23 protein-coding genes are annotated in these 25117 nt (G+C 61.9%); 13 read left to right on the top strand and 10 right to left on the bottom strand.

Features of this window, described 5'->3' with window-relative positions:
- Positions 1-60 precede the first annotated feature (60 nt).
- The gene (tesB, locus tag KSS97_RS25175) at positions 61-930 is read left to right on the top strand and encodes an acyl-CoA thioesterase II (RefSeq protein WP_030140331.1); all 870 of its coding nucleotides are present in this window, start codon (positions 61-63) and stop codon (positions 928-930) included.
- Complete coding sequence (locus KSS97_RS25170) at positions 927-1520, top strand: HAD family hydrolase (RefSeq protein ID WP_217860388.1); 594 nt, start codon at positions 927-929, stop codon at positions 1518-1520. Before tesB ends, KSS97_RS25170 begins: the two co-directional genes overlap by 4 nt.
- 144 nt (positions 1521-1664) lie before the next feature.
- Here KSS97_RS25170 and KSS97_RS25165 read toward each other — a convergent pair whose 3' ends face one another.
- Positions 1665-2612, bottom strand: coding sequence for an alpha/beta hydrolase (locus tag KSS97_RS25165; RefSeq protein ID WP_217860387.1), 948 nt, complete (start codon positions 2610-2612; stop codon positions 1665-1667).
- The gene (gene ypfJ / locus KSS97_RS25160) at positions 2613-3500 is read right to left on the bottom strand and encodes a KPN_02809 family neutral zinc metallopeptidase (protein ID WP_030140328.1); all 888 of its coding nucleotides are present in this window, start codon (positions 3498-3500) and stop codon (positions 2613-2615) included. It lies immediately after the preceding gene.
- A gap of 252 nt (positions 3501-3752) precedes the next feature.
- On the opposite strand from ypfJ, the gene KSS97_RS25155 reads away from it, so the two are divergent.
- Positions 3753-4631, top strand: a complete 879-nt coding sequence (locus tag KSS97_RS25155; RefSeq protein ID WP_198798307.1) for a DMT family transporter — start codon at positions 3753-3755, stop codon at positions 4629-4631.
- Positions 4632-4716: 85 nt separating this feature from the next.
- Here KSS97_RS25155 and KSS97_RS25150 read toward each other — a convergent pair whose 3' ends face one another.
- Positions 4717-6054: an MFS transporter gene (locus tag KSS97_RS25150; protein ID WP_030140326.1), complete on the bottom strand. Its 1338-nt coding sequence runs from the start codon at positions 6052-6054 to the stop codon at positions 4717-4719.
- A 265-nt stretch (positions 6055-6319) separates the two neighbouring features.
- Here KSS97_RS25150 and quiC point away from each other — a divergent pair, with 265 nt between their 5' ends.
- Complete coding sequence (gene quiC, locus KSS97_RS25145) at positions 6320-8218, top strand: 3-dehydroshikimate dehydratase QuiC (protein WP_217860386.1); 1899 nt, start codon at positions 6320-6322, stop codon at positions 8216-8218.
- Between the two features lie 101 nt (positions 8219-8319).
- Entirely contained in the window at positions 8320-8997 is a 678-nt protein-coding gene (locus tag KSS97_RS25140; protein WP_217860385.1) for a TetR/AcrR family transcriptional regulator, read from the top strand.
- A 149-nt stretch (positions 8998-9146) separates the two neighbouring features.
- On the opposite strand, the gene KSS97_RS25135 is transcribed toward KSS97_RS25140, so the two are convergent.
- The 4 genes from KSS97_RS25135 to KSS97_RS25120 all read right to left on the bottom strand — a co-directional run bounded on the left by KSS97_RS25135 (position 9147) and on the right by KSS97_RS25120 (position 13115).
- A complete protein-coding gene (locus KSS97_RS25135; protein ID WP_217860384.1) occupies positions 9147-9998 on the bottom strand; it encodes a shikimate dehydrogenase in 852 nt (283 codons plus the stop codon).
- A gap of 5 nt (positions 9999-10003) precedes the next feature.
- Positions 10004-10444 carry a type II 3-dehydroquinate dehydratase gene (gene aroQ, locus KSS97_RS25130; RefSeq protein ID WP_198798303.1) on the bottom strand — a complete coding sequence of 147 codons (441 nt, stop codon included), beginning with the start codon at positions 10442-10444 and terminating at the stop codon, positions 10004-10006.
- Between the two features lie 299 nt (positions 10445-10743).
- Entirely contained in the window at positions 10744-11823 is a 1080-nt protein-coding gene (gene trmA / locus KSS97_RS25125; RefSeq protein WP_217860383.1) for a tRNA (uridine(54)-C5)-methyltransferase TrmA, read from the bottom strand.
- On the bottom strand, positions 11820-13115 hold the full coding sequence (locus KSS97_RS25120; RefSeq protein WP_030140320.1) for an NCS2 family permease: 1296 nt from the start codon (positions 13113-13115) through the stop codon (positions 11820-11822). Before KSS97_RS25120 ends, trmA begins: the two co-directional genes overlap by 4 nt.
- 250 nt (positions 13116-13365) lie before the next feature.
- Here KSS97_RS25120 and KSS97_RS25115 point away from each other — a divergent pair, with 250 nt between their 5' ends.
- From KSS97_RS25115 to KSS97_RS25095, 5 genes are all read left to right on the top strand, one after another.
- Positions 13366-13803, top strand: a complete 438-nt coding sequence (locus KSS97_RS25115) for a DUF4879 domain-containing protein (protein ID WP_431144455.1) — start codon at positions 13366-13368, stop codon at positions 13801-13803.
- Positions 13804-13948: 145 nt separating this feature from the next.
- Entirely contained in the window at positions 13949-14515 is a 567-nt protein-coding gene (locus KSS97_RS25110) for a DJ-1 family glyoxalase III (protein ID WP_030140318.1), read from the top strand.
- Between the two features lie 176 nt (positions 14516-14691).
- Positions 14692-15216 (top strand): (2Fe-2S)-binding protein, encoded by a 525-nt coding sequence (locus KSS97_RS25105; protein WP_198798299.1) that lies wholly within the window; start codon positions 14692-14694, stop codon positions 15214-15216.
- Complete coding sequence (locus KSS97_RS25100; RefSeq protein WP_030140316.1) at positions 15213-16205, top strand: FAD binding domain-containing protein; 993 nt, start codon at positions 15213-15215, stop codon at positions 16203-16205. Before KSS97_RS25105 ends, KSS97_RS25100 begins: the two co-directional genes overlap by 4 nt.
- On the top strand, positions 16202-18403 hold the full coding sequence (locus KSS97_RS25095; RefSeq protein WP_217860382.1) for a xanthine dehydrogenase family protein molybdopterin-binding subunit: 2202 nt from the start codon (positions 16202-16204) through the stop codon (positions 18401-18403). Before KSS97_RS25100 ends, KSS97_RS25095 begins: the two co-directional genes overlap by 4 nt.
- Here the strand turns inward: KSS97_RS25095 and KSS97_RS25090 are convergent.
- A complete protein-coding gene (locus tag KSS97_RS25090; RefSeq protein ID WP_217860381.1) occupies positions 18400-19638 on the bottom strand; it encodes an MFS transporter in 1239 nt (412 codons plus the stop codon). The two genes, KSS97_RS25095 and KSS97_RS25090, sit on opposite strands and share 4 nt — an antisense overlap.
- A gap of 596 nt (positions 19639-20234) precedes the next feature.
- Here KSS97_RS25090 and KSS97_RS25085 point away from each other — a divergent pair.
- From KSS97_RS25085 to KSS97_RS25075, 3 genes are read left to right on the top strand one after another with little or no spacing between them, the layout of a single operon-like run.
- Entirely contained in the window at positions 20235-21674 is a 1440-nt protein-coding gene (locus KSS97_RS25085; protein WP_030140313.1) for a cytochrome ubiquinol oxidase subunit I, read from the top strand.
- Between the two features lie 3 nt (positions 21675-21677).
- Positions 21678-22685 carry a cytochrome d ubiquinol oxidase subunit II gene (gene cydB, locus KSS97_RS25080; RefSeq protein WP_030140312.1) on the top strand — a complete coding sequence of 336 codons (1008 nt, stop codon included), beginning with the start codon at positions 21678-21680 and terminating at the stop codon, positions 22683-22685.
- 21 nt (positions 22686-22706) lie between these two features.
- Positions 22707-22871 carry a DUF2474 domain-containing protein gene (locus tag KSS97_RS25075; protein ID WP_080628560.1) on the top strand — a complete coding sequence of 55 codons (165 nt, stop codon included), beginning with the start codon at positions 22707-22709 and terminating at the stop codon, positions 22869-22871.
- Between the two features lie 6 nt (positions 22872-22877).
- Here KSS97_RS25075 and KSS97_RS25070 read toward each other — a convergent pair whose 3' ends face one another.
- Together KSS97_RS25070 and KSS97_RS25065 are read right to left on the bottom strand one after the other, a co-directional pair.
- On the bottom strand, positions 22878-24002 hold the full coding sequence (locus tag KSS97_RS25070; protein WP_030140311.1) for a methyltransferase: 1125 nt from the start codon (positions 24000-24002) through the stop codon (positions 22878-22880).
- Positions 24003-24182: 180 nt separating this feature from the next.
- Positions 24183-24893: an autoinducer binding domain-containing protein gene (locus KSS97_RS25065; protein ID WP_202334970.1), complete on the bottom strand. Its 711-nt coding sequence runs from the start codon at positions 24891-24893 to the stop codon at positions 24183-24185.
- Between the last annotated feature and the right edge of the window lie 224 nt (positions 24894-25117).

Below are 25117 nucleotides of genomic sequence, written 5' to 3'. Positions count from 1 at the left end.
AATTATCGATCCGCCGCAGCACAGACTGCGCGGTTTTTGCGCTGTGTGAGGAAAGTCTGAATGAGCCACGTGTTGGAAGATCTGGTCGACCTGCTGACCCTGGAACCGATCGAAGAGAACCTGTTTCGCGGTCGTAGCCAGGACCTCGGGTTTCGCCAGCTGTTCGGCGGCCAGGTACTGGGCCAGTCATTGTCGGCGGCCAGCCAGACCGTGGAAGAGGCGCGCCACGTGCACTCGATGCATGGCTATTTCCTGCGTCCGGGGGATGCGGCGTTGCCGGTGGTCTACCAGGTCGATCGCGTTCGCGATGGCGGCAGCTTCAGCACCCGGCGGGTCACGGCGATCCAGAAGGGCAACCCGATCTTCACCTGCAGCGCCTCTTTCCAGTACGACGAGCAGGGTTTCGAGCACCAGAGCAGCATGCCGCAAGTCGTCGGGCCGGAAAACCTGCCTTCCGAGCTGGAGCTGACCCAGCAGCGCGCCCATCTGCTGCCGGAGCACATGCGCGAAAAACTGCTGTGCCCCAAGCCGATCGAGGTGCGCCCGGTCACCGAAAAAGATCCTTACAACCCGCAACCGGCCGATCCGGTCAAATACGTGTGGTTCCGTGCCGATGGCGCCTTGGCGGACATTCCGGCCCTGCACAAATACCTGTTGGCCTACGCGTCGGACTTCGGCCTGTTGACCACCTCGCTGCTGCCCCACGGCAAATCGGTGTGGCACAAGGATATGCAGGTCGCGAGCCTTGACCACGCGTTGTGGTTCCACGCGGACCTGCGCGCCGACGACTGGTTGCTCTACGCCATGGACAGCCCGTGGGCTGGCAATTCCCGTGGTTTTTCCCGGGGCAGTGTATACAACCGCGCCGGACAACTGGTCGCGTCGGTGACCCAGGAAGGCTTGATCCGCCATCGCAAGGACTGGGCATGAGCCTGGCCGATGTGCGGCATTGGGTGTTCGACATGGACGGCACGCTGACCATCGCCGTGCATGACTTCGCCGCGATCCGCGTAGCCCTGGCGATTCCGGCCGAAGACGACATCCTCACCCACCTGGCGGCCCTGCCCGCTGCAGAAGCCGCCGCCAAGCACGCCTGGCTGCTGGAACACGAACGGGACTTGGCGCTGGGCTCCAAGCCCGCGCCCGGGGCGGTCGAGCTGGTGCGTGAGCTGGCCGGACGCGGCTATCGCCTGGGCATCCTGACCCGCAACGCCCGCGAGCTGGCCCATATCACTCTGGAAGCCATTGGCCTGGCAGATTGTTTTGCAGTGGAGGACGTGTTGGGCCGCGACGAAGCACCGCCCAAGCCGCATCCCGGTGGCCTGTTGAAACTGGCCGAGGCATGGGACGTGGCCCCGGGCTCGATGGTCATGGTGGGTGACTACCGTTTCGACCTGGACTGCGGTCGTGCGGCGGGGGCGCGGACGGTGCTGGTGAATCTGCCGGATAATCCGTGGCCGGAGCTGACGGATTGGCATGCGCGGGATTGCTTTGAGTTGCGGCGGATGTTGTCGGCTTGAGAGGTCGGTTGGCTGATTGACCGTCATCGCGAGCAAGCTCGCTCCCACAAGGGGATTTTTGTCGAGCGCAAGATTTGTGTCTGCACCAGGCCCACTGTGGGAGCGAGCTTGCTCGCGATGAGGTCCGATAAGCCGCCACAAGACTTACTGCCCAAACAACACCCTCAACCCCTCCGGCGAATTGAACATCCCATCCCCATCATGCCCAACCCCGGGCACTTCGATCAGTCGTTGATTGAGCCCCTGCGGATGGCGTCGCGTCAGGTAGTCGAAAAAGAAATGCCCGCGCAGCAGTCGATACGCGCCTTGGGTCTGCGCCTCGCAGCCTTTGTCCAACGCCGGATGCTCCGGATCAATGTCCTGTTGTCCCAGCAAATAAGTGATGTCGCGCTTGATGTAGTTATCTTCGAGTTGCGCCGGCGTTTGCCCGGCGGCGTAGGCGGGCAGGTGCTCCAGGCCGTATTTCCAACGGTTGAAGGACGGGCAACTGGCGAGGGCGAACGCCATGGGCCGCTGCGCGTCGAGGTAGGCATATGAGGATGGATTGGCAATGACGAACCGTGGCGCGATGCGATAGTTGCCGTGGGCGAGCAGGGCATAGCGCTGCACCACTTGTGCGCCGCCGGAGTGGCCGGCGATGACGATCTCCTTCACTTCAGGGAACTGCTGTCGATCGCTGACCCGCGCAATGATGTCATCCAGCACTTGGAAGGAACTGACTGGATTCGGCCCTATGGACAGCCCTCCCGCCATCCAGTCGTTGCCTTGCCAACGCAGGAGGTCGGCGGGCAGTTGATGGCGCGCCACGTCCTGTTCGTTGAGGAATTGCGGGGCGATGATCAGCGTGGTTGTCGTTTGACCGGCCTGTGCGGCGGCCTTTTCGCCACTGCGAAGATAAGTGTCGGCATTGCGCAGCCGACCGTGGACGATGATCAGCACCCGCTGGATCGACGCCGGTGGCGGGCTCACGGCAACGGCCATGACCCCGCCCTTGAGCAACAGGCGACCTTGGGCGACTGCCTTGACGGCGTCTTCCTCGGCCTGGGCAACGGCGCAAACGAGCACCAGCCAGATCAACGTCGCCCACTTCATCTACAGGTTTTTCGCCGCGAAGGTGTCGCACTGGCTGACCTGGCCCTGGGCGAAACCGGTCTTGAACCAGCGCACCCGTTGCGCCGAGGTGCCATGGGTAAACGAGTCCGGCACCACGCGGCCCTGGCCTTGCTGCTGCAGGCGATCGTCACCAATGGCATTGGCGGCGTTCAAGGCTTCTTCGATGTCCCCCGGCTCAAGCCAGTTCAGGCGTTTTTGCGCGTGGTTGGCCCAGACGCCGGCGAGGCAATCGGCCTGCAATTCCTGGCGCACCAGCAAGCCGCCGTCACCTTCCATTTGCCGGCCTTGCTGGCGCGCCTCCTGGACTTTCGCCGAGACGCCGAGCAGCGTTTGCACGTGGTGGCCGATTTCGTGGGCAATGACGTAGGCCTGGGCGAAGTCCCCGGCGGCCGAAAAACGCTGGGACATTTCCTGGAAGAAACTCATGTCCAGGTAGACCTGCCGGTCCGCCGGGCAATAGAACGGGCCGGTCGCGGAGGAGGCCAGGCCGCAGGCCGAGTTGACCCGACCGCTGAACAGCACCAGCTTCGGTTGCTGGTACTGGCGTCCGGCCTGCTGGAAGACCTGGCCCCAGGTGTCTTCGGTATCGCCGAGGATGGCGCGCACGAATTCGGCCTGTTCATCGTTGGCCGGCGGCGCCTGGCGGGTTTGCGAAGAGGTGGGCGCGGCCCCTTGGTCCATCTGCCCGGCCAATTGCCCAAGGATCTGCATGGGGTCCTGGCCGGTGATCCAGCCGATGCCGACGATCAGGATGATCGCCGTCAGGCTCAACCCCTTGCCGCCGCCGAAACGCATTCCACCGCCGCCCCCACCGTCATCACGGGCATCCACCACGTTGTCACTGCGGCGACCTTTTTTCCATAACATGTGGGAAGTCCTCTGAATGGCCCTGCGAAGAAATGACTGCTGTGGCGGTGAGTCTAGCTTCCGGGCGCCCAAGGCGCGCGGCGTGCTTGAGCAGTGAGGCAACGGACGAGGATTTTGGTTCATCGGCGAGCCAATCCTGTCCGGCCGCCGAATTTTCATTACACTTGGGATCCAGAACTATCGGAACCCTCGCTGGCCCAATAACTGCACTGTGCATCACGGCCTCAATATCAAGCAACGCAGGTTTCCTTCATGACCATCAGCACTCCGCTCTCCGGCGTCAATCAGGCTTTCAAGGGCATCGTGCTTATCCTGGTCGCAACGTTCCTGTTCTCCAGTCACGACGCGCTGTCCAAATACCTCTCGGGTTTCTATCCGATCATCATGGTGGTCTGGGCCCGTTACGTGGTGCACACCTTGTTGATGGCGGGTATTTTCCTGCCGCGCTCGGGGCTGCGCGTGCTGCGCACCAAGCGCCCGTTGTGGCAGGTTGCCCGGGCGTTGTGCCTGTTGGGCACCAGTCTGTTTTTCACCACGTCGCTGATGTTCATCCCGTTGGCAGAGGCGACGGCGGTCAACTTCCTCGCCCCCGTGCTGGTCACGGCATTGTCGGTACCGCTGCTGGGTGAGCACGTGACGCGCGGTCAGTGGATTGCGGTGATCTTCGGGTTCATCGGGGTGTTGATCATTGTTCATCCCGGTGGCGATCTGTTCACGCCGGCGGTGCTGTTGCCGTTCTGCTCGGCGCTGTTTTTCTGCTTCTACCAGCTGCTCACGCGCAAACTCGCCGAGATCGACAGCCCCACGACCAGCAATTTTTTCGCCGGGTTGTGCAACACGTTGGTGATGAGCGCCTTGGTGCCGTTCTTCTGGCAGGTGCCCAGCGTGTCCCACGGCTTGATGATGCTAGCGCTGGGGGCCTGCGGGATGACCGCGCACTTGATGCTGACCCAGGCCTTCCGTTTTGCCGCCCCGGCGCTGCTCGCGCCGTTCGGGTATTGCCAGATCATCTTTGCCGGGTTGCTGGGCTGGTTGTTTTTCAGCCATACGCCGACGCTGACCACGGTGGTGGGGATTACCTTGATCTGCTTGAGTGGGTTGGCGGCGGCGTGGCAACAGCGGCGTAAGTAAGAGGCTATGCAGACTCCTGTGGCGAGGGGATAAATCCCCTCGCCACAAATGTGCTCGGCTTGATTGCCCGGAGATGCCTCCAGTTTCAGTTTTCCAGCGTAGGCACCTTGCGCGGTGCCATGAAGTACATCCAGGTCAGCGCGATGAAGTACATCGCCGGGATCAGGGTGAACAGCACGGTGTAGTTGTTGTTCGTGATCGTGAGGATGTGCCCCACCAGCTGCGTCATGAACATCCCGCCGATGGCCGCGCACATGCCGCCGAAGCCGAACACCGTGCTCATCATGTGCTTGGGCGTGTAGTCCATCACCAGGCTCCAGATGTTGGCGGTCCAGGCCTGGTGTGCACCGATGGCCAGGGAAATCGCAAACACCGCGACCCAGAGGCTGCTGGAACCGGCCGCCATGATCACCCCGACGATGCAGCAGGCGAACAGCAACATGGACATCAGTCGCGCCTTGATCGGATTGACCCCGCGGCCAATCAGGAATGAAGACAGGATCCCGCCGCCGACGCTGCCGAAATCGGCGGTCAGGTAGATGATGATCAGCGGGATGCCCATCTGGGTCACGTTGATGCCCAGGTTGTATTGCTGGTTCAGGAACGGCGGCAGCCAGTAGAGGTAGAACCAGAACACCGGCGCAGTGATCGAGTAGGCCAGGGCGAACGCCCAGGTGCCGCGCATGCGCAGGATACGAGAGAAGGGCACGCGGGCCTGGTCCGGTTCGTCCTGGGCCTGGATGTAGTCCAGTTCCGACTGTTTCACGCTCGGGTGGTCTTCGGGGTTGAAGTATTTCAGGCCCCAGAACAGCAACCAGATCCCACCCAGCGTCGCCATGCACAGGAACGCGGCCTGCCAGCCCCAGACGTGCAGGACCAGTGGCAGCAGCATCGGGGTAAACATCGCACCGACGTTGGTTCCGGCGTTGAAAATACCGGTGGCCACGGCCCGTTCGCCGGCCGGGAACCACAGCCGCGTGGTTTTCACACAGGCCGGGTAGTTGGCGGCCTCCGTGAGGCCGAGGATAAAGCGGCAAACCATGAAGCCCACTGCCGAGGTGGCCAGGCCGTGGGCGCCGGTCGCCAGGCTCCAGAGCAGCACGGCGCAGAAGAACACGCGCTTGACGCCGATCCGGTCGATCAATCGGCCCTGCAGCACGAAGCCGACCGCATAACCGACCTGGAACCAGAAGTTGATATTGGCGTAGTCCATCGCCGTCCAGCTCATTTCCTTGGCCAGGATCGGCTGCATGACGCCGAGGGCAGCGCGGTCGATGTAATTGAGTGTGGTGGCGAAAAACACCAGGGCGAGCATGCCCCAACGGGTCTTGCCCACGGCCATCGCGCCACGGATCTTGTCGCCGATGCCACCGCGGGTGGCAACCGGGCCGGGGGCCAGGCGGGAACTTTGGGAAGGAATCATAAGGTGCACCCGTTCTTGAAATTCTTATGGTGTGGTCTGGGTCTGCATTGAACCCGAACTCCGGCGTCAATGCGGGGCCGATGGTGGGCAGTGGACAAAAAATCGTCAATTCGCTGATCGGGCATTGTGTTCGATAATCGCCCTAAAAACTAACCAGACGGTACATATTAAATTGCCCAAAAAAACCGTCAGCTCAATAATCCCCTGACTCTTTTAAAAAGCGGCGCACTTTTTGTAGCCGACGCCTGTCCCGGGAGCCGAAGTCATGCAGCGTTCCATTGCCACCGTTTCGTTGAGCGGTACCCTGCCGGAAAAACTCGAAGCCATTGCCGCCGCCGGTTTCGACGGCGTGGAGATCTTCGAGAACGACCTTCTCTACTACGATGGCAGTCCTCGGGAAATCCGGCAGATGTGCGCCGACCTGGGCGTCGCCATCACGCTGTTCCAACCCTTTCGTGATTTCGAAGGCTGCCGCCGCGATCGCCTGGCGCGCAACCTGGAACGTGCCGAGCGCAAATTCGATTTGATGCAGGAGTTGGGCACCGACCTGGTGCTGGTGTGCAGCAATGCCTCGGCTGACAGCGTTGGCGATGAACAGATCCTGATCGACGACCTGCGCCTGCTGGCCGAGCGGGCTGGCGCGCGGGGCTTGCGCATCGGTTATGAGGCGTTGGCCTGGGGCCGGCACGTCAATACGTACCAACAGGTCTGGAACATCGTGCGCCAGGCTGATCATCCGAGCCTCGGCGTGCTGCTCGACAGCTTTCACACCTTATCCCTCAAGGGCGACCCGAGCGCGATCGCCGAGATTCCCGGCGACAAGATCTTCTTTGTGCAAATGGCCGATGCGCCGATCCTGGCAATGGACGTTCTGGAGTGGAGCCGGCACTTCCGCTGTTTCCCGGGCCAGGGCGAATTCGACTTGCCAGGTTTCCTCGCGCCGATCATCCAGAGTGGCTACACCGGACCGCTGTCGCTGGAAATCTTCAACGACGGTTTTCGCGCCGCGCCACCAAGGGCCAACGCTGCCGACGGTTTGCGTTCGCTGTTGTATCTGGAAGAAAAGACCCGTCAGCGCCTGGCCGAACAAGCGCCCGCGCAGAAGCCCGACATTCTTTTTGAAACAGCGCTGGCCAGCGAGTACGACGGCATCGAGTTCCTGGAGTTCGCTGTCAACGATAACCTGGGGGCCAAGCTCGCCCATTGGTTGGAGCGCCTGGGTTTCGTCAAGGCTGGCCAGCATCGCTCCAAGAACGTCAGCCTGTTGCGCCAGGGCGATATCAACCTGATCCTCAACTGCGAGCCGTATTCCTTCGCCCACAGCTTTTTCGAAGCCCATGGCCCGTCGCTGTGCGCCATGGCGGTTCGGGTCAAGGACAGCGCCAGCGCCCTGAAACGGGCCGTGGCCTTTAAAGGCCAGCCTTATCGCGGCCTGGTCGGGCCCAACGAACTGGAATTGGCGGCGGTGCGCGCGCCGGACAGCAGCCTGATCTACCTGGTGGATGGGGACGCCGATGTCTATGGCACCGATTTCAACTTGCAACCCGCTGCCGCCATTGGCGCAGGGCTCAAGCGCATCGACCACATGGCGATGGCGTTGCCGGCCGACAGCCTCGACAGTTGGGTGCTGTTCTACAAGAGCCTGCTGGATTTCGAGGCTGACGATGAAGTGGTGCTGCCCGACCCTTATGGCCTGGTGAAAAGCCGTGCCCTGCGCAGCCGTTGCAGTTCGATTCGCTTGCCGTTGAACATTTCCGAGAACCGCAACACCGCTATTTCACACGCGCTGTCGAGTTATCGCGGTTCCGGCGTGCATCACATCGCCTTCGATTGCGATGATATCTTTGCCCAGGTCAGTCGCGCCAAGGAGGCTGGGGTGCCGTTGCTGGACATTCCGCTCAACTACTATGATGACCTCGCGGCGCGTTTCGATTTCGATGATGAATTTCTCAGTGAACTGGCCTACTTCAACGTGCTGTACGACCGTGATGCCCAAGGCGGTGAGCTGTTCCACGTCTACACCGAGCCGTTCGAAGGGCGGTTCTTCTTCGAGATCATCCAGCGCAAGAACGGTTACGCCGGTTACGGCGCGGCCAACGTCGCGGTGCGCCTGGCGGCCATGGCCAAGTCCCGCAGCGGCGGCGTGCGACACGCCAAGTTGTAGGGAAATCGTAACCGTGGCGGTAAAGGGCAGTGCCTTGGCTTCCTTCACTGCCCGGTGCAGCCCATAATCGCCCACCTGTGCAGTGACGGCCTGAGCCCGCAATGACTATGAATCCAGAGCTTCCCGCAGCCCTCGACGAGCCTGTCGCCGCGCCGCGCAAGAGTCGCAAGAACAACCCGGAGAAAACCCGGGAAAATATTCTCCAGGAAGCCATCGTCGAGTTCGTCCAGCAAGGCCTGGCCGGCGCCCGGGTCGACGCCATCGCCGAGCGCATCCACACCTCCAAGCGCATGATCTATTACTACTTCGGCAGCAAGGAGCAGTTGTACGTCGAGGTGCTGGAGAAACTCTACGGTGATATCCGCACCACAGAAAGCCGCCTGCACCTGGCGGAACTGGCGCCGGTCGAGGCGATCCGGCGCCTGGTGGAATTCACCTTCGATCACCATGATCGCAACGTGGATTTCGTGCGCATCGTCTGCATCGAAAACATCCACAACGCCGAATACGTGAAACAGTCCGGTGCGATCAAGGCGATGACCAACACCATCCTCGATTCCCTGGGCGTGATCCTCCGTCGTGGCGCCGAAGAAGGCGTATTCCGTGCCGGCCTCGAGCCGCTGGATGTGCATTTGCTGATCAGCTCGTTCTGCTTCTACCGGGTATCCAACCGCCAGACGTTCGGTGAGATCTTCCAGATCGACCTGTCGGACGAAGCGGTCAAGCAGCGGCATCGGCAGATGGTGTGTGAGTCGGTGTTGAGATATTTGCGGGCCTGACACCGAACCTGACGTGCAAGCAATCCTGTGTGGGAGCGAGCTTGCTCGCGATAGCGGTGGATCAGCCAACCTCGATGGTGACTGGTGTACCGCTATCGCGAGCAAGCTCGCTCCCACAGTTCATTCCTCGCAGGGATTTTCACTCGGCTTTAGTGATTCATGCTCTGGAAATGCGCCAGCATCCGCTGCGCATCCGGCGCCACGCCGCTGAACAGTTCGAACGCCTTGACCGCCTGGAACACCGCCATGGTGCCGCCGTCCAGCGTGCGGCAGCCGAGGGCGCGGGCGTTGCGCAGGAGTTCGGTTTCCAACGGGAAATAAACGATCTCCGCCACCCACAGGTCGCCCCGCAACAACTCGACCGGCACCGGCATGCCCGGCAGTTTCGCCATGCCCATGGGTGTGGTGTTCACCAAGCCGTCGGCCTCGGCCATGGCAATTGCAAGGTCATGCCCGGCACGAGCGCGGCCGGCGCCGAAGTGTTGATTCAAGTTGTTCGCCAATGCCTCGGCACGGCTGACCTCGACATCAAAAATGCTCAGCGTCTCCACGCCTTCCACCAGCAACGCATGGGCCACCGCCGCGCCGGCGCCTCCTGCGCCCATCTGGACCACGCGCTTGCGCGCGACATCACCCAAGCCACGACGAAAACCTTCGGCGAACCCCAGGCAGTCGGTGTTATGGCCGATGCGCTTGCCGTCCTTGAGCACCACGGTATTCACCGCACCGATCCCGCTGGCCTCGGGCGACAACTCGTCCAATAACGGGATGATCGCCTGCTTGCAGGGAAAGGTGATGTTCAGGCCAGTGAAGTCCATGCGCTCGGCGGCCAGCAGCAAGTCGGGCAGGGCGCTGCTGTCGAGCTTCAGGGCATCGAGATCGATCAGTCGATAGAGGTAGCGCATGCCCTGGGCATCGCCTTCGCGCTCATGCAGCGCCGGCGTGCGCGACGCCTGGATGCCCGCGCCGATGAGCCCGGCCAGCACAGTGATATTCGACATGCGTATCAACCTTTCAACCGCTGACTGAAATGTTCCAGGGCCAGGCGATAACCATGGCTGCCGAACCCGCACATCACGCCGATGGCCACCGATGAAACAAAGGAGTGGTGACGGAACGTCTCGCGGGCGTGGACGTTGGAAAGATGGACTTCGATGACTGGCACTTCGCTCGCCACCAGGGCGTCGCGGATTGCCACGGAGGTGTGGGTCCAGGCCGCCGGGTTGATGATGATGCCGGCGCATCGGCCACGGGCGCCGTGAATCCAGTCCAGCAATTCACCTTCCTGGTTGGTCTGGCGAAACTCCACGGCAAGGCCCAGCTCCTCGGCGGTGCGGGCACATAACGCAGAAATATCAGCCAGGGTTTCGTGGCCATAGGTTGCCGGCTCGCGGGTGCCGAGCAGGTTCAGGTTCGGGCCGTTGAGCACCAGAACGATCGGAGGCATCGCACATTTCTCCACATTTTTTATTGTTGGTGTCGGCGGGGATCCAGCCGGTGGAGATAAATTGTACTAGATGGTTAATTTGGTCAAATAAAGCAGCCGTCGGCGGGCAATAAGTGTTCGATGATCGAACATTGCATCAGCCGAGAGATTGGGGAAGGCAATTGTGGCGAGGGGATTTATCCCCGCTCGAGCGCGCAGCGCTCGCAAACTGTTGGCACAGACAGGCATGGGGCTGCTCCGCAGCCCAGCGGGGATAAATCCCCTCGCCACAAGGTAATCCTTTACCCCAAAAGGCGGGTTCAGCGCCGCGTCAACAACACCCCGGATTCCATGTGATGGGTCCAAGGGAATTGATCGAACAACGCGCAACGCGTGATGCGGTGGGTGTCGTTCAGTTGCGCGATGTTCGCGGCGAGGGTCTCGGGGTTGCAGGAGATGTACAGGATGTTGTCGAACCGCCTCGTCAGTTCGCACGTGTCCGGGTCCATGCCGGCGCGAGGCGGGTCGACGAAGACGCTGCCGAATTCGTAGCTTTTCAGGTCTATGCCCTGCAAACGACGGAACGGCCGGACTTCGTTCAAGGCTTCGGTCAGCTCTTCGGCGGACAGGCGCACCAGCGTGACGTTATCCACCGCGTTTTCGCTGAGGTTGCTCAGCGCGGCGTTCACCGAAGTCTTGCTGATTTCGGTGGCCAGCACCTTGCGCACGCGGGTGGCTAGCGGCAGGGTGAAGTTGCCGTTGCCGCAGTACAACTCCAGCAGGTCGTCATTGCGGTCGCCCAGCGCTTCATAGGCCCAGTTGAGCATCTTCTGGTTGACCGTGCCGTTGGGCTGGGTGAAGGCGCCTTCGGGTTGGCGATAGCTGAAGGTGCGACCGCCCACCTCAAGTTTCTCCACCACGTAATCGTGGCCGATCACTTCGCGCTTGCCCTTGGAGCGACCAATGATGCTGACGCCCAGGTCGGTCGCCAGTTTCGACGCCGCGGCATGCCAGTGTTCATCCAACGGGCGGTGGTAGCACAGGGTGATCATCGCGTCGCCGGCCAGGGTGGTGAGGAATTCCACCTGGAACAACTTGTGGCTCAAGGGCGCGCTGGCCTGCCAGGCGGCCTTGAGCTGCGGCATCAACTGATTGATGCGCAGGCTGGCGATGGGAAACTCTTCAATCAGGATCGGCGTGCGCTTGTCGTCCTGGGAGAACATGGCGTAATGCCGTTCGCCAGCCTCGCGCCACAGTCGAAATTCGGCCCGCAGGCGGAAGTTGCCCAGGGGCGAGTCGAATACGGCAGGCTCCGGCGCCTCAAAAGGGGCCAGAAGGTCACGCAAGCGCGTGACCTTGCCCTGCAACTGGGCGGCGTAGGCTTGGGAATCAAAAGTCATGCGTTGAACCAACCCAACTTGATAACGAACAGAATCGACAGGATCACCAGCGCCGGGTTCAGCTCACGGCCACGACCGGAGACCAGCTTGATGGCGGTCCAGGCGATGAAGCCGAAGGCAATGCCGTTGGCGATGGAGTAGGTGAAAGGCATCGCCAGGGCAGTGATCACGACCGGGGCGGCGACGGTGATGTCGTCCCAGTCGATTTCCGCCAGGCCCGAAGTCATCAACACCGCCACGAACAGCAGCGCCGGCGCGGTGGCGAAGGCCGGGACGCTGGCGGCCAGCGGCGAGAAGAACAGCGCCAGCAGGAACAGGATCGCCACCACGATGGCCGTCAGGCCAGTGCGGCCGCCGGCACTGACGCCCGCCGCCGATTCGATGTAGCTGGTGGTCGTCGAAGTGCCCAGCAGCGAACCGGCCATGGCGGCGGTGCTGTCGGCGATCAGTGCGCGGCCCATCTTTGGCATGTGCCCGTCCTTGCCCATCAACCCGGCGCGCTTGGCGACGCCGATCAGGGTGCCGGAGTTGTCGAACAGATCGACGAACAGGAAGGCGAAGATCACGTTCACGAGACCGATGTCCAAGGCGCCCATGATGTCCAGTTGCAGGAAGGTCGGGGCCAAGGATGGCGGTGCGGAAATGACGCCGTTGAACGGGGTGAAGCCCATCAGGATCGCGACGATGGTGACCGCCAGGATGCCGATCAGCACTGCGCCGCGTACTTTCAAGGCCTCGAGGGCGACGATGAGGACAAAGCCCAGGGTCGCGAGGATCGGCGCCGGTTGTTTCAGGTCGCCGAGGCCGACCATGGTCGCCGGGTTTTTCACCACGATGCCGGCATTGCTCAGGGCGATCAGTGCCAGGAACAGGCCGATACCGGCGGCAATGGCCGAGCGCAGCGGCAGCGGGATGCTGTTGATGATCCATTCGCGGATGCGGAAGATCGATAGCAGGAAGAACAGCACGGCGGAGACGAACACCGCCCCCAGCGCCACTTGCCACGTGTGGCCCATGTGCAGGACCACGGTGTAGGTAAAGAAGGCATTCAGGCCCATGCCCGGCGCGAGGGCGATCGGGTAGTTGGCAATCAGCCCCATCACGGTCGAGCCGATGGCCGCCGCCAGGCAAGTGGCGACGAATACCGCGCCCTTGTCCATGCCGGTTTCACCGAGAATGCTCGGGTTCACGAACAGAATGTAGGCCATGGCCAGGAAGGTCGTGACGCCCGCCAGAATCTCGGTCCGCACGTTGGTGTTGTGTGCCTTGAGTTGAAACAGCCTTTCCAGCATGTCTGCTCCCCGTGGCGCGCCCGGCGCCGTGAATGTATCGACCTCAACAGCAAAGCACAGCACACCCATGGCGGCCGGAATTTTCTGTGGGTCGGAAAAAGCCGCGCATCATAACAGCGCGGCGATGTGGCTGCGATCCTCTGTCTTGAGTCGCAAAGGTGTTCAGTCGCGAAGTGTGCAGTTGCAAAAGTGTGCAGTCGCAAAAGTTGGGCCATACTGCGCGCGGTTCCGGGAGGTCGGTATGTATTGCATGAAAAAATTTGCCTCGGTCTGCGCATTGAGCCTCTGGCTGTCCGTGCCGGCTGCCCATGCCGCATCGGCGCCGCCGCTGAGCGAGGTCAAGGTGCTCAAGGTCGAATCGCCGGCCTGTGGTTTCGAGGACATCGCCCCAGGTCAGGCGCAGACCCGTTGCGACCACGGCGGCCCGAACATCAAGGTCTACGTGCTGGAGGTCGGTTACGGCCACCAGCCGAACGTCACGCTGGACGGCTTCGAAGTCGACGGCACCCGCTCGCCGGTATGTGCGTACAGCAATGGCAACCTCAATGATTGCTCGAAGACAACCAGGACGGTTGGTTACGTGTACATCTTCGATCTGAAGGGCAAGCAGGAAGGGACCTTCAGTTTCAGCAACGTCTCGATCAACGCGCCGGGCAACCGGATGACCACGCAGCTGTACATCAAATAGCCGATGCCCCTGCGGGCGCGGCGTAGGAGCTGCCGAGCGCAGCGAGGCTGCGATCTTTACCCTGACTTGAATCTCAAGCGCCTATCAAAAGATCGCAGCCTTCGACAGCTCCTACACTACAAGCATCACCCAGTGGAGAGCGCCCATGATTCCTGGAACCAAGATCCCCCGAGCCCTGATCGCCGTGGCCGAAGGCGTCGATGACTTGCAGGCGGTGACGCTGATCGACGTGTTGCGTCGCGCGCAGCTTGAAGTGGTGGTGGCGAGTATCGAAGGTCGTCGCATGCTGACTTGCGCACGCGGCACGCGCCTGACCGCCGACGGCATGCTGGTGGACGTGCTGGTGCAGGATTTCGACCTGATCGTCCTGCCCGGCGGCATCATCGGCGCGCAGCACCTGGCCGCCCATCAGCCCTTGCAGCAGTTGGTCAAGGACCAGGCCGCGGCCGGGCGCTTGTTTGCCGCCATCGCCGAAGCCCCGGCGTTGGTGCTCCAGGCATTCGGCGTCCTGCGCCAGCGTCGCATGACCTGCCTGCCTGCGGTCAGTCAGCAACTGTCCGGGTGCAGCTTCGTCGATCAACCGGTGGTGGTGGACGGCAATTGCATCACCGCCCAGGGTTCCGCCGCCGCCCTGGTGTTTGCCCTTGCGCTGGTGGAAGCACTTGCCGGTAAAGGGGTGAGGAGCGTGGTAGCGGCTGAACTGTTGGCCTGACACTTCAAAAACCTGCGCAGTCTCGTGGCGAGGGAGCTTGCTCCCGCCCGGCTGCGCAGCAGACGGCAGTGTTTCGTCATTCAATCGCCTTGAACGCTCACCACACCCCGAAGTCGTACCCCTTATGACGGTGGTTTCCCAAAACGCCGCGTGTACGACTAACCGTGAGGTGTTCCATGAGCGCGACTTTGTCCGAAGCGACGCCGGCGTCCTTCGTCCCTCATCCCATACGTCTGACCCTCAATGGCGCGGTGCGCGAGTTGCAGGTGCTGCCCTGGACCACGTTGCTGGACCTGCTGCGCGAGCAGTTGGACCTGGTGGGCAGCAAGAAGGGCTGTGATCACGGCCAGTGCGGTGCCTGCACGGTGCTGCGCGACGGCAAGCGGATCAACGCCTGCCTGACCCTGGCGATAATGTGCGATGGCGCCGAGCTGACCACTGTCGAGGGCTTGGCGGATGGCGATGAATTGCATCCCATGCAACGTGCATTCATCAAGCATGACGCCTTCCAGTGTGGTTACTGCACGCCAGGGCAGATCTGTTCGGCGGTGGGCTTGGCCAACGAGGGCAGGGCGCAGGGCTCGGCTGAAATCAGCGAGCTGATGAGCGGCAATCTCTGCCGGTGCGGTGCCTATAACAACATCCGCGATGCCATTGAAGAAGCCCTGCCGCTCTGCCAGCAGACGGGAGGTGAGTCGTGAATCCCTTCCGCTACAGCAAGCCCGATACGCTGCGGGCGGCCGTGGAACTGTCGAGTGCCCATTCGCGCTTCATCGCTGGCGGCACCAATCTGCTGGACCTGATGAAGGAAAACCTCACCCGCCCCGAGCATCTGATCGATATCACCGGCCTGCCCTTGGCCGACCTCAGCGAAACGCCCTCGGGCGGGGTGATGATCGGCGCGCTGGTGAGCAATGCCGACCTGGCCTGGCATCCTTGGATCGAGCGCCGTTATCCGTTGCTTTCCCAGGCCATCCTCGCCGGTGCTTCGCCGCAGTTGCGCAACATGGCCAGCACGGGTGGCAATCTGTTGCAGCGCACCCGTTGTTACTATTTTTACGACGCCAGCGTGCCCTGCAACAAACGCAGGCCCGGCAGTGGCTGCCCGGCCCGAAGCGGCTTGAATCGGATACACGCGATCCTGGGAGCCAGTGAGCAGTGCGTCGCGACGCATCCCTCAGACATGTGCGTGGCCCTGGCGGCCCTTGATGCGGTGGTCCATGTGCTGGGGCGCGGTGGTCCACGGACCATCGAATTCGCCGACTTCCATCGCCTTCCCGGCGACGCTCCGGACCGGGACAATCAACTGGCCGATGACGAGCTGATCACCTACATCGAGCTGCCGCCCGCCGGTTTCGCCGAACACAGCCATTACCTGAAAATCCGCGACCGGGCGTCCTATGCTTTCGCGCTGGTGTCGGTGGCGGCGGCGCTGGAGCTGGACGGACCGGTGATCCGACAGGCGCGCCTGGCCCTCGGCGGCGTGGCACACAAGCCTTGGCGCGACCGGGCGGTGGAGAGCTGGCTGGCGGGCCAGGCCGTCAGCCGTGAAACCTTCACGGCGGCTGCGGATGCACTGTTGCAGGACGCTGAACCGCTGGCGCACAACGGCTTCAAGGTCAAACTGGCGCGACGGGCGATCGTCCGCGCCTTGAGCGAAGCGGCACTGGTGGGAGGGACCGCCCGATGAACGCACAGAGCAAAACCATAGGGCAACCGCTGAACCGGGTCGATGGCCTGCTCAAGGTGACCGGTCGCGCCCGTTATGCCGGTGAATACCCCGAGCGTGGCTTGTTGCACGGCAGCGTGGTGTCCAGCGCGATTGCCCGCGGCCGCGTTGTGCGCATCGATGCCTCCCGGGCCTTGGCGCTGCCGGGCGTCGTCGCGGTGATCGACCACACCAATCGCCCGAGAATCGCCAGTTACGACGAGCCCTACCAGGATGCCGATGCGGCGGAGGGCTCACCGTTCAGGCCGCTGTTCAACGAGCGGATTCTCTACAGCGGCCAGCCGCTGGCCCTGGTGGTGGCCGAGAACCTGGAACTGGCCCGTTATGCCGGCTCGCTCGTGGACATCGAGTACGAAGCCGAGGCGCATCAGACCGACCTGACCATCCAGCAAAACGAAGCCCATCCGGCGCCAGCCGAATTGCCCAAGCCCCGTGGGAATTTCCAGGGCGAGTACGCCAGTTCGGCGTTGAGCGTGGATGTGTCCTACAGCACCCCGGTTGAGCATCACAACCCGATGGAGCCTCACGCCTCCACCGTGCTGTATCAACCCGACGGCAGCCTGAATATCCACGACAAGACCCAAGGCGCGCAGAACTGCCAGCAGTATGTGCAAAAAGTGTTCGGCCTGGAGAAGGAACACGTGCGGGTGTTTGCCGCGTTCGTAGGCGGCGCCTTCGGTTCCGGACTGCGGCCGCAATACCAATTGCCGCTGGCGGTGATGGCCGCGCTGGCGCTGAAACGCTCGGTACGCGTGAGCCTGACGCGCCAGCAGATGTTTACCTTCGGCTATCGGCCACGAACCTTCCAGCGCCTGCAACTGGGCGCCGCCGCCAACGGCAGGTTGCTTGCCGTGGCGCACTCCGCCATCGGCCAGACCTCGCGTTTCGAAGACTTCACCGAACACGTCGTGGAGTGGAGCGGCATGCTCTATCACTGCGACAACGTGACGTTGACCTACAAGCTGGCGCCGCTGGACGTCTACACGCCGCTGGACATGCGCGCGCCGGGCGCGGCCCTTGGGTTGATCGGCCTGGAATGCGCCATGGACGAGTTGGCCTGTGCCTTGGCAATCGACCCGGTGCAGTTGCGCCTGATCAACTACGCCGAGCGCAACGAAAACGAGGACAAGCCGTATTCCAGCAAGGAACTGCGGGCCTGTTACGCCGAAGGTGCCAAGCGTTTCGGCTGGGACAAGCGCAACCCGGAACCGCGCAGCATGCGCAAGGACCGGCAACTGGTGGGCTGGGGCATGGCCGGCGGCGTGTGGGAAGCCATGCAGCAGAAGGCCAGCGCCCGGGCATCGCTGGACGCCGATGGCAAGTTGACCGTCAGCAGCGCGACCACCGATATCGGCACCGGTACCTACACGGTCATGACTCAGATTGCCGCCGAGGCGTCAGGTGTTTCCCTTGAGAACGTCACCTTTGTTCTGGGTGACTCGTCGCTTCCGACGGCTCCGCTGCAGGGCGGTTCGTTTACCGTCTCGTCCGTGGGGACGGCGGTGCAGCAGGCCTGTGAAGCGCTCAGGGAAAAACTGCTCGCTGTGGCCCGGCAGTCCTGCCCTGAGTTCAGCGCCGCGACCCTTGAACAGGTCACGTTTGCCGACGGTGAGCTGCGCATGGGCGCGGCCCGTGTCGCGCTGTCGGAGCTGGCGCGCAAAAGCGGTGAAATGCCGTTGCAGGCCGAGGTCTCCGCCGGGCCGGACGAGAAACGCCAGGCCTACGCCACCGCGACGCACTCGGCCGTATTCGTTGAGGTGCTGGTGGACGAAGACCTCGGCACGGTGAAGGTCAATCGGGTCGTCAGCGCTATTGCCGCCGGACGGGTAATCAATCCGAAAACCGCCCGCAGCCAGATCCTCGGTGGCGTGGTCTGGGGCGTCGGCATGGCGCTGCATGAAGAAACCCTGACGGACCATGCCCTGGGCCGCCACATGAACCACAACCTGGCCGAATACCACGTGCCGGTCAACGCCGATATCGGTGACATAGACGTGGTTTTTGTCGAAGAACATGACGAGATCGTCAACGCCCTCGGTTCCAAGGGCGTCGGTGAGATCGGCATTGTCGGCGTGGCTGCCGCGGTGGCGAATGCGATTTACCACGCCACGGGCAAGCGGGTGCGGGACTTCCCGATCACCCTGGACAAGTTGCTCTAGGCTTTCGCCTCGTCCACCGGTTCGTGCATCCGGTCGCGGTGGGCCAGGGTCGGGAACAATTTGATCCAGGCTCCCGTCACCAACAGTGTGCCGACGCCGCCCATGACCACTGCCGGCACGGTGCCGAACCAATGGGCGGTGAGGCCGGATTCGAATTCGCCCAACTGGTTCGACGCGCCGATGAACAAGCCATTCACTGCGCTGACCCGTCCGCGCATCTCGTCCGGCGTTTCCAGCTGTACGAAGGAGGCGCGGATCACCATGCTGATCATGTCGGCCGCGCCCAGCACCACCAGCACCGCGAGGGAAAACCAGAATGACGTGGAGAGGCCGAACGCGATGGTGGCGACACCGAACACCCCCACGGCGGTGAACATCACCCGGCCGACCTTGCGCTCTACGGCGAAGCGCGCCAGCCACAGCGACATCAGCAGGGCACCGACCGCTGGCGCCGAACGCAACAGGCCCAGGCCCCAGGGCCCGGTGAGCAGGATGTCCTTGGCGAATACCGGTAGCAACGCGGTTGCGCCCCCCAGCAGCACCGCGAACAGGTCCAGGGAGATCGCCCCGAGGATGTCCGGGCGGCTGCGAATGAAGCGAATACCGGCCAACAGCGAGTCGAGGGTCGCCTTGCCTTTGTTCAGCGGCGTCTGCCTGGCAGGCAGGTTGAGCATCAGGCAACAGGCAATGATGTAGAGCAGCACGGTCGGCCCATAGACCCAGACACTGCCGAAGGCATACAGCAGACCGCCAAGGGCCGGGGCGACGATGGTCGCCGATTGCTGGGCCGATTGCGCGGCGGCCACGGCCCGGGGAAACAGCGCAGCCGGGACGATGCTCGGCAGCAAGGCCTGGGTGGTCGGCATTTCGAAGGACCGGGCCGCGCCGAGCAGGAAGGCGAGGATGAAGATCATCTCCCGCGTGATGTGGTCGGTGGCGCTGCCAATCGCCAGGGCCAGGGCGATCATCGCCTGCAATGATTGGCAGATCGCGGCGACTTTGCGTCGATCGTATCGATCCGCCACATGCCCGGTGTGAAGCATGAACAGTACGCGCGGGGCGAATTCCACAAGGCCGACCAGCCCGAGGTCGAGGACGTTGCCGGTCAGTTGATAAAGGTTCCAGCCGATGGCCACGGTGAGCATCTGGAAACCGCTGGCGGTGAATATCCGGGCCAGCCAGAAGGCGATGAAGGGACGATGGTGACGGAGCAGCAACGGTGCTTGGCTGGGCATCTGCGACGGGGTCCGGTGATGAAGGCCACGAGATTATCACCGAGCTGTAACTGGAAGTTGCGGTGGTTGGAAAAATAGTTAGCCAAACATCAATTCAAACTGATGCGGGCTTTTGTGGCGAGGGAGTCCCCGCCGCGTCTCCGACGCTGCGCTGTCGCGCAGGGAATAGGTCTTGTGGCGAGGGGATTTATCCCCGTTGGGCTGCGCAGCGGCCCTCAACCAGACAACTCGGTGTGCCAGTAAGATCGGGGCCGTTGCTTTTGGGGCTGCTGCGCAGCCCAGCGGGGATAAATCCCCTCGCCACGGGGTCCCTGCTGGTTCGGGAAATCTGGATTTGGGGCTGGGTTTTGGCACTGAGACAACCTGTCACGCGACAAAAGACCACGCCGTCCATCGGTCGATATGCGACTACTCTTTGAGCATTGCTTGACCCAGGTCAATTCCCTTTCGGGGCGTTGTGCTGGCGGCCATCCGGCCAGAGTCCTGCGTTGTGACGGTTTAAAAAAGAACGATTTTAAAAGCATCGCACTCCATATCCCTGGGGGCTGTGGTGCAAGCCCCGCCCGCAGCCGGTTTTACCTGACAGAGGAAGACTTATGTTCGGTTTGGAGGCGCTCGATCTCGCCCGAATCCAGTTTGCGTTCACGATCTCGTTCCACATCCTGTTCCCGGCCATCACCATCGGCCTGGCGAGTTACCTGGCGGTACTCGAAGGCCTGTGGCTCAAGACGCGGGACGATACCTACCGCGACCTGTACCACTTCTGGTCGAAAATCTTTGCCGTCAACTTCGGCATGGGCGTGGTGTCCGGGCTGGTCATGGCGTATCAGTTCGGCACCAACTGGAGCCGTTTCTCGGACTTCGCCGGTGCTGTAACCGGGCCGCTGCTGACCTATGAAGTGCTCACGGCGTTCTTCCTCGAAGCGGGTTTCCTCGGTGTGATGCTGTTCGGCTGGAATCGCGTCGGCCGCGGCCTGCACTTCTTTTCCACCGTCATGGTGGCGATCGGCACGCTGATCTCGACGTTCTGGATCCTGTCCTCCAATAGCTGGATGCAAACCCCGCAGGGCTACGAAATCGTTGATGGGCGGGTCATTCCGGTGGACTGGCTGGCGGTGGTGTTCAACCCTTCGTTCCCGTTCCGGCTGATGCACATGTCGGTCGCGGCCTTTGTGGCCACGGCGTTTTTCGTCGGCTCATCGGCGGCCTGGCACTTGCTGCGCGGCCGCGACAATCCAGCCGTGCGCCGCATGTTGTCGATGGCCATGTGGATGGCCTTGCTGGTGGCGCCGGTACAAGCGGTCATCGGCGACTTCCATGGCCTCAATACCCTCAAGCATCAACCGGCGAAAATTGCCGCGATCGAAGGCCACTGGGAGAATGTCGGCGACGAGCCCACGCCGCTGATCCTGTTCGGCTGGCCCGACATGAAGGCAGAAAAAACCAAATACGCCGTGGAGATCCCGTACCTGGGCAGCTTGATCCTGACGCACTCCTTGACCGATCAAGTGCCGGCCCTCAAGGAGTTCCCGCCTGAGGACCGGCCGAATTCGACCATTGTGTTCTGGTCGTTCCGGGTCATGGTGGGCCTGGGTTTCCTGATGATCTTCACCGGCCTGTGCAGCCTCTGGTTGCGTCGCGGTCACCGGCTCTATCAGTCCAGACCCTTCCTGCATTTGGTGCTGTGGATGGGGCCGTCCGGACTTATTGCGATTCTGGCGGGCTGGTTCACTACGGAGATCGGGCGTCAGCCGTGGGTGGTCTACGGCTTGATGCGCACCGCCGATGCTTCGTCCGGCCATAGCTTTGCGCAAATGAGTTTCACCCTGGTCATGTTCGTGGTGGTGTATTTCGCCCTGTTTGGCGCGGGCCTGAGCTACATGATGCGCCTGGTGCGCAAGGGCCCGGTGGCCCACGAAGCCGAGCCGACCGATGGTGGCCCTGGCCAGAAACGCACCCCGGCCCGTCCATTGTCGGCGGCCAACGAAGGCGACGACGAAGTGGACCACAACGACAGCTCGCACAAGGGGAATTGAGTCATGGGTATTGATCTTCCGCTGATCTGGGCCGTGGTCATCATCTTCGGCATCATGATGTACGTAATCATGGACGGCTTCGACCTGGGCATCGGCATTCTCTTCCCCTTCGTCAAGGGCGAGCGCGACCGCGACGTGATGATGAACACCGTCGCGCCGGTCTGGGACGGTAACGAAACCTGGCTGGTGCTGGGCGGCGCCGGGCTGTTCGGGGCGTTCCCGCTGGCCTATTCGGTGGTGCTCTCGGCGTTGTACCTGCCGCTGATCCTGATGCTCATCGGCCTGATCTTCCGGGGCGTGGCGTTCGAGTTTCGCTTCAAGGCCAGGGCCGAGAAGCGGCACTTGTGGGACAAGGCGTTCATCGGTGGTTCGCTGACGGCGACGTTCTTCCAGGGCGTTGCGCTGGGGGCGTTCATCGACGGCTTCGAGGTGGTCAATCGCCAATACGCTGGCGGCTCCCTGGACTGGTTCACGCCATTCACGATGTTCTGTGGCCTGGCGCTGATTGCCGCCTACGCCTTGCTCGGCTGTACCTGGCTGATCATGAAGACCGAAGGCAAATTGCAGGAACAGATGCACGATCTGGCGAGGCCGCTGGCCTTCGTGGTACTGGCGGTGATCGGCATCGTCAGTATCTGGACGCCGCTGGCCCACGCCGATATCGCGGCCCGCTGGTTTACCCTGCCGAACCTGTTCTGGTTCCTGCCGGTACCTATCCTGGTGCTCGTGACCATGTACGGGTTGTTCCGCGCCGTGGCCCGCAACGCCAACTACACGCCATTCATCCTGACGCTGGTGCTGATTTTCCTCGGCTACAGCGGCCTGGGCATCAGCCTGTGGCCGAACATCGTGCCGCCGTCCATTTCGATCTGGGACGCCGCGTCACCGCCACAGAGCCAGGGCTTCATGCTGGTCGGCACGTTGTTCATCATTCCGTTGATCCTGGTGTACACCTTCTGGAGCTACTACGTGTTCCGCGGCAAGGTGACCCATGACGACGGCTACCATTGATCGACCTGCGAGGTGCCGAGCATGGCCAAGCCTGACTTGAAGGACATCGAGGCCGCTGAGAAAAAACCGTTATGGCAGCGGCTCGGTTGGCTGGCGGTGATTTGGGCTGGCAGTGTGCTGGCGCTGTTTGTGGTCGCCAGCCTGATGCGGATGTTCATGAACGCAGCGGGGCTGACGACTCACTGATCCAGCCTATTTGCGAGCCTTGAGAATCACGAACTTCGGCGTGGCGGCCACTTGCTCGACGCCCCGAAACAGGCGCGCCAGCTTGCTGTGGTAGCCCAGGTGCCGGTTGCCGACGATGTACAGGGCGCCGCCGACCACCAGCGCTTCGCGGGCTTGCTGGAACATGCGCCAGGCGAGGAAGTCGCCCACCACTTGCTGCTGGTGGAAGGGCGGGTTGCACAGCACCACATCCAGGGACTGCGCTTCTTGCCCGGCCAAGCCGTCTCCCGCCCTCACGACAACTTCGCGCTCACCCAGGGCGGCCCGCCAGTTTTCGGCGGCCGATTGCACGGCCATGTATGACTCGTCCACCAGGGTGTAGCGAGCGTCCGGGTTTGCCAGGGCGCTGGCGATGGCCAGCACGCCGTTGCCGCAACCCAGGTCCGCGACCCGCGCCGAGCCCAGGTTTTTTGGCAGGTGCGGCAGGAAGGCACGGGTGCCGATGTCCAGCCCTTCGCGACAGAACACGTTGGCGTGGTTGAGCAGCTCGATTTTCGGCTCGTCCAAGCCATAACGCGTGGGATAAGGGGAGGTGGCCGGTGGCTTGGCTTGTGGCGTGGCAATCAACAGGCGAGCCTTCTTGACCGCCAGCGAGGCCTGGACCGGGCCGATGTAACGTTCCAGCAACTCACCGGCGGCCCGGGGCAGATGCTTGACCATCGCCGCGGCAATGACTTGCGCACCTGGCGCCAGTTGGCCTTGCAGCCGGATCAGTTGTTCCTCCAGCAGGGCCAGGGTCTTGGGGACTTTCACCAGCACTCGGTCGAAGGGGCCGGCCACCGGTTCACTGGCGGGTACGGTCGGCACCGCATCGAAGGGCAGGCCGTTGCGTACCAGGTTTTTCTCCAATGCCTGGAAGGCCAGGAACGAGTCCCCGCTGCTGGTGACCTGCACTTTGCCGGTAAGGCTGGCTGCCAGGGCGCCGAAGCTGTCATTGAGTACCAACACGTGGGTACCGGCGCACGGTTGTTGCTCGGCCAGGTACGCAAGCAGGTATTCGTCGGCCGCGTCGAAAGCCTGCAGCGGTTCGTTCTGCTGTTCGGGCTGGCGGATCAGGTCGAGTTGGGCGAAGGGACTGTCAAGCAAAGGCATGGCTGGGACTCTGGCAAATCAACGAATGTCCCGCTGCCTGGTGGCAGGTGTGTCAGCGGGGCCGCCTGAATGAACTGCGTCGCGTGGTAGGCGCGTCATCATTCAAGTGGAGCCGCGAATGTTACGTTTTTTCGCAAGGCATTACTCGCGGGTTTTCAGGTTCGCAACCTGACCCGCTGTTCAAATCACGTGAATATGGGCCGCCTTGGCCACCGCCGAGATTTTATTGGTCACGTTCAATTTGCGCATGCAGCTACAAACATGGAAGTTCACGGTGCGTTCGGAAAGGCAAAGGATCCTGCCGACTTCCGAGGCGGTCTTGCCTTCGGCGGACCATCTCAATACTTCAATTTCGCGAGGCGAGAGAGGACATGTCTTTGGCGAAGGCAGCCTGGCCAATTTTTTGCTCGCCAGCGTATGCAGCTTCTGGCTGGCAAAAATGGCGTAGCCGAGGTTCCCATAATGCTCTTCTGCGTCAATACGGCAATGAGTCCTGGCGAGGCTGAACAAGCTGTAGCAAGAACTCTTTTCATCATGGACAGCTTGGGTCCAGCCATACCTGAGGCCCTGTCGAACTAAGTCCTCCCGCAACTTGGGGGCTTCGGAAAAAACATGTTCGTCCCATAGAATAGGCAGAGCGGATTGATTGCAGTGCGCCACTAGTGGATCGTTAGCAGCGTAACCATTTTGTTCATAGAGCCTGTCCCATCCATAAGGATAATTATTGAGGTTTATCTTGCTGGCACATCGACCTGGCAGTCCTGAATAAGCTGTAAAGGCACAGTATTCAAAGCCCTGATTATTAAAGAAATTCATGACCAGGCGATAGGCTTTTTGCAAGTCCTGTTCACACGATAGTTTTCTTAGTTGCAAATCTTTCCATTCGTCCATCGCATTCTCCTGGGGTGACATACCGCGAAGCGGATCCAATCGGTGATGCGAGAAAGAGTGTAGGACTTATCCTACGCTCTAGTTAGAATTTTTTCTTTTCACTTGTACTTGTTGCTATTAAATAACTCACGGCTATTTCGTTTTTTCGATACATGATTTTAGTTCTGTATAACTCTGCTAGAAGATTTTTCCCGGCAGGACCTGAGTTGATAGCTTAATGCTAT

This window comes from Pseudomonas alvandae (assembly GCF_019141525.1).
In the GTDB taxonomy this organism is placed as follows: domain Bacteria; phylum Pseudomonadota; class Gammaproteobacteria; order Pseudomonadales; family Pseudomonadaceae; genus Aquipseudomonas; species Aquipseudomonas alvandae.
This window is presented reverse-complemented; position numbering and strand designations above follow the sequence as displayed.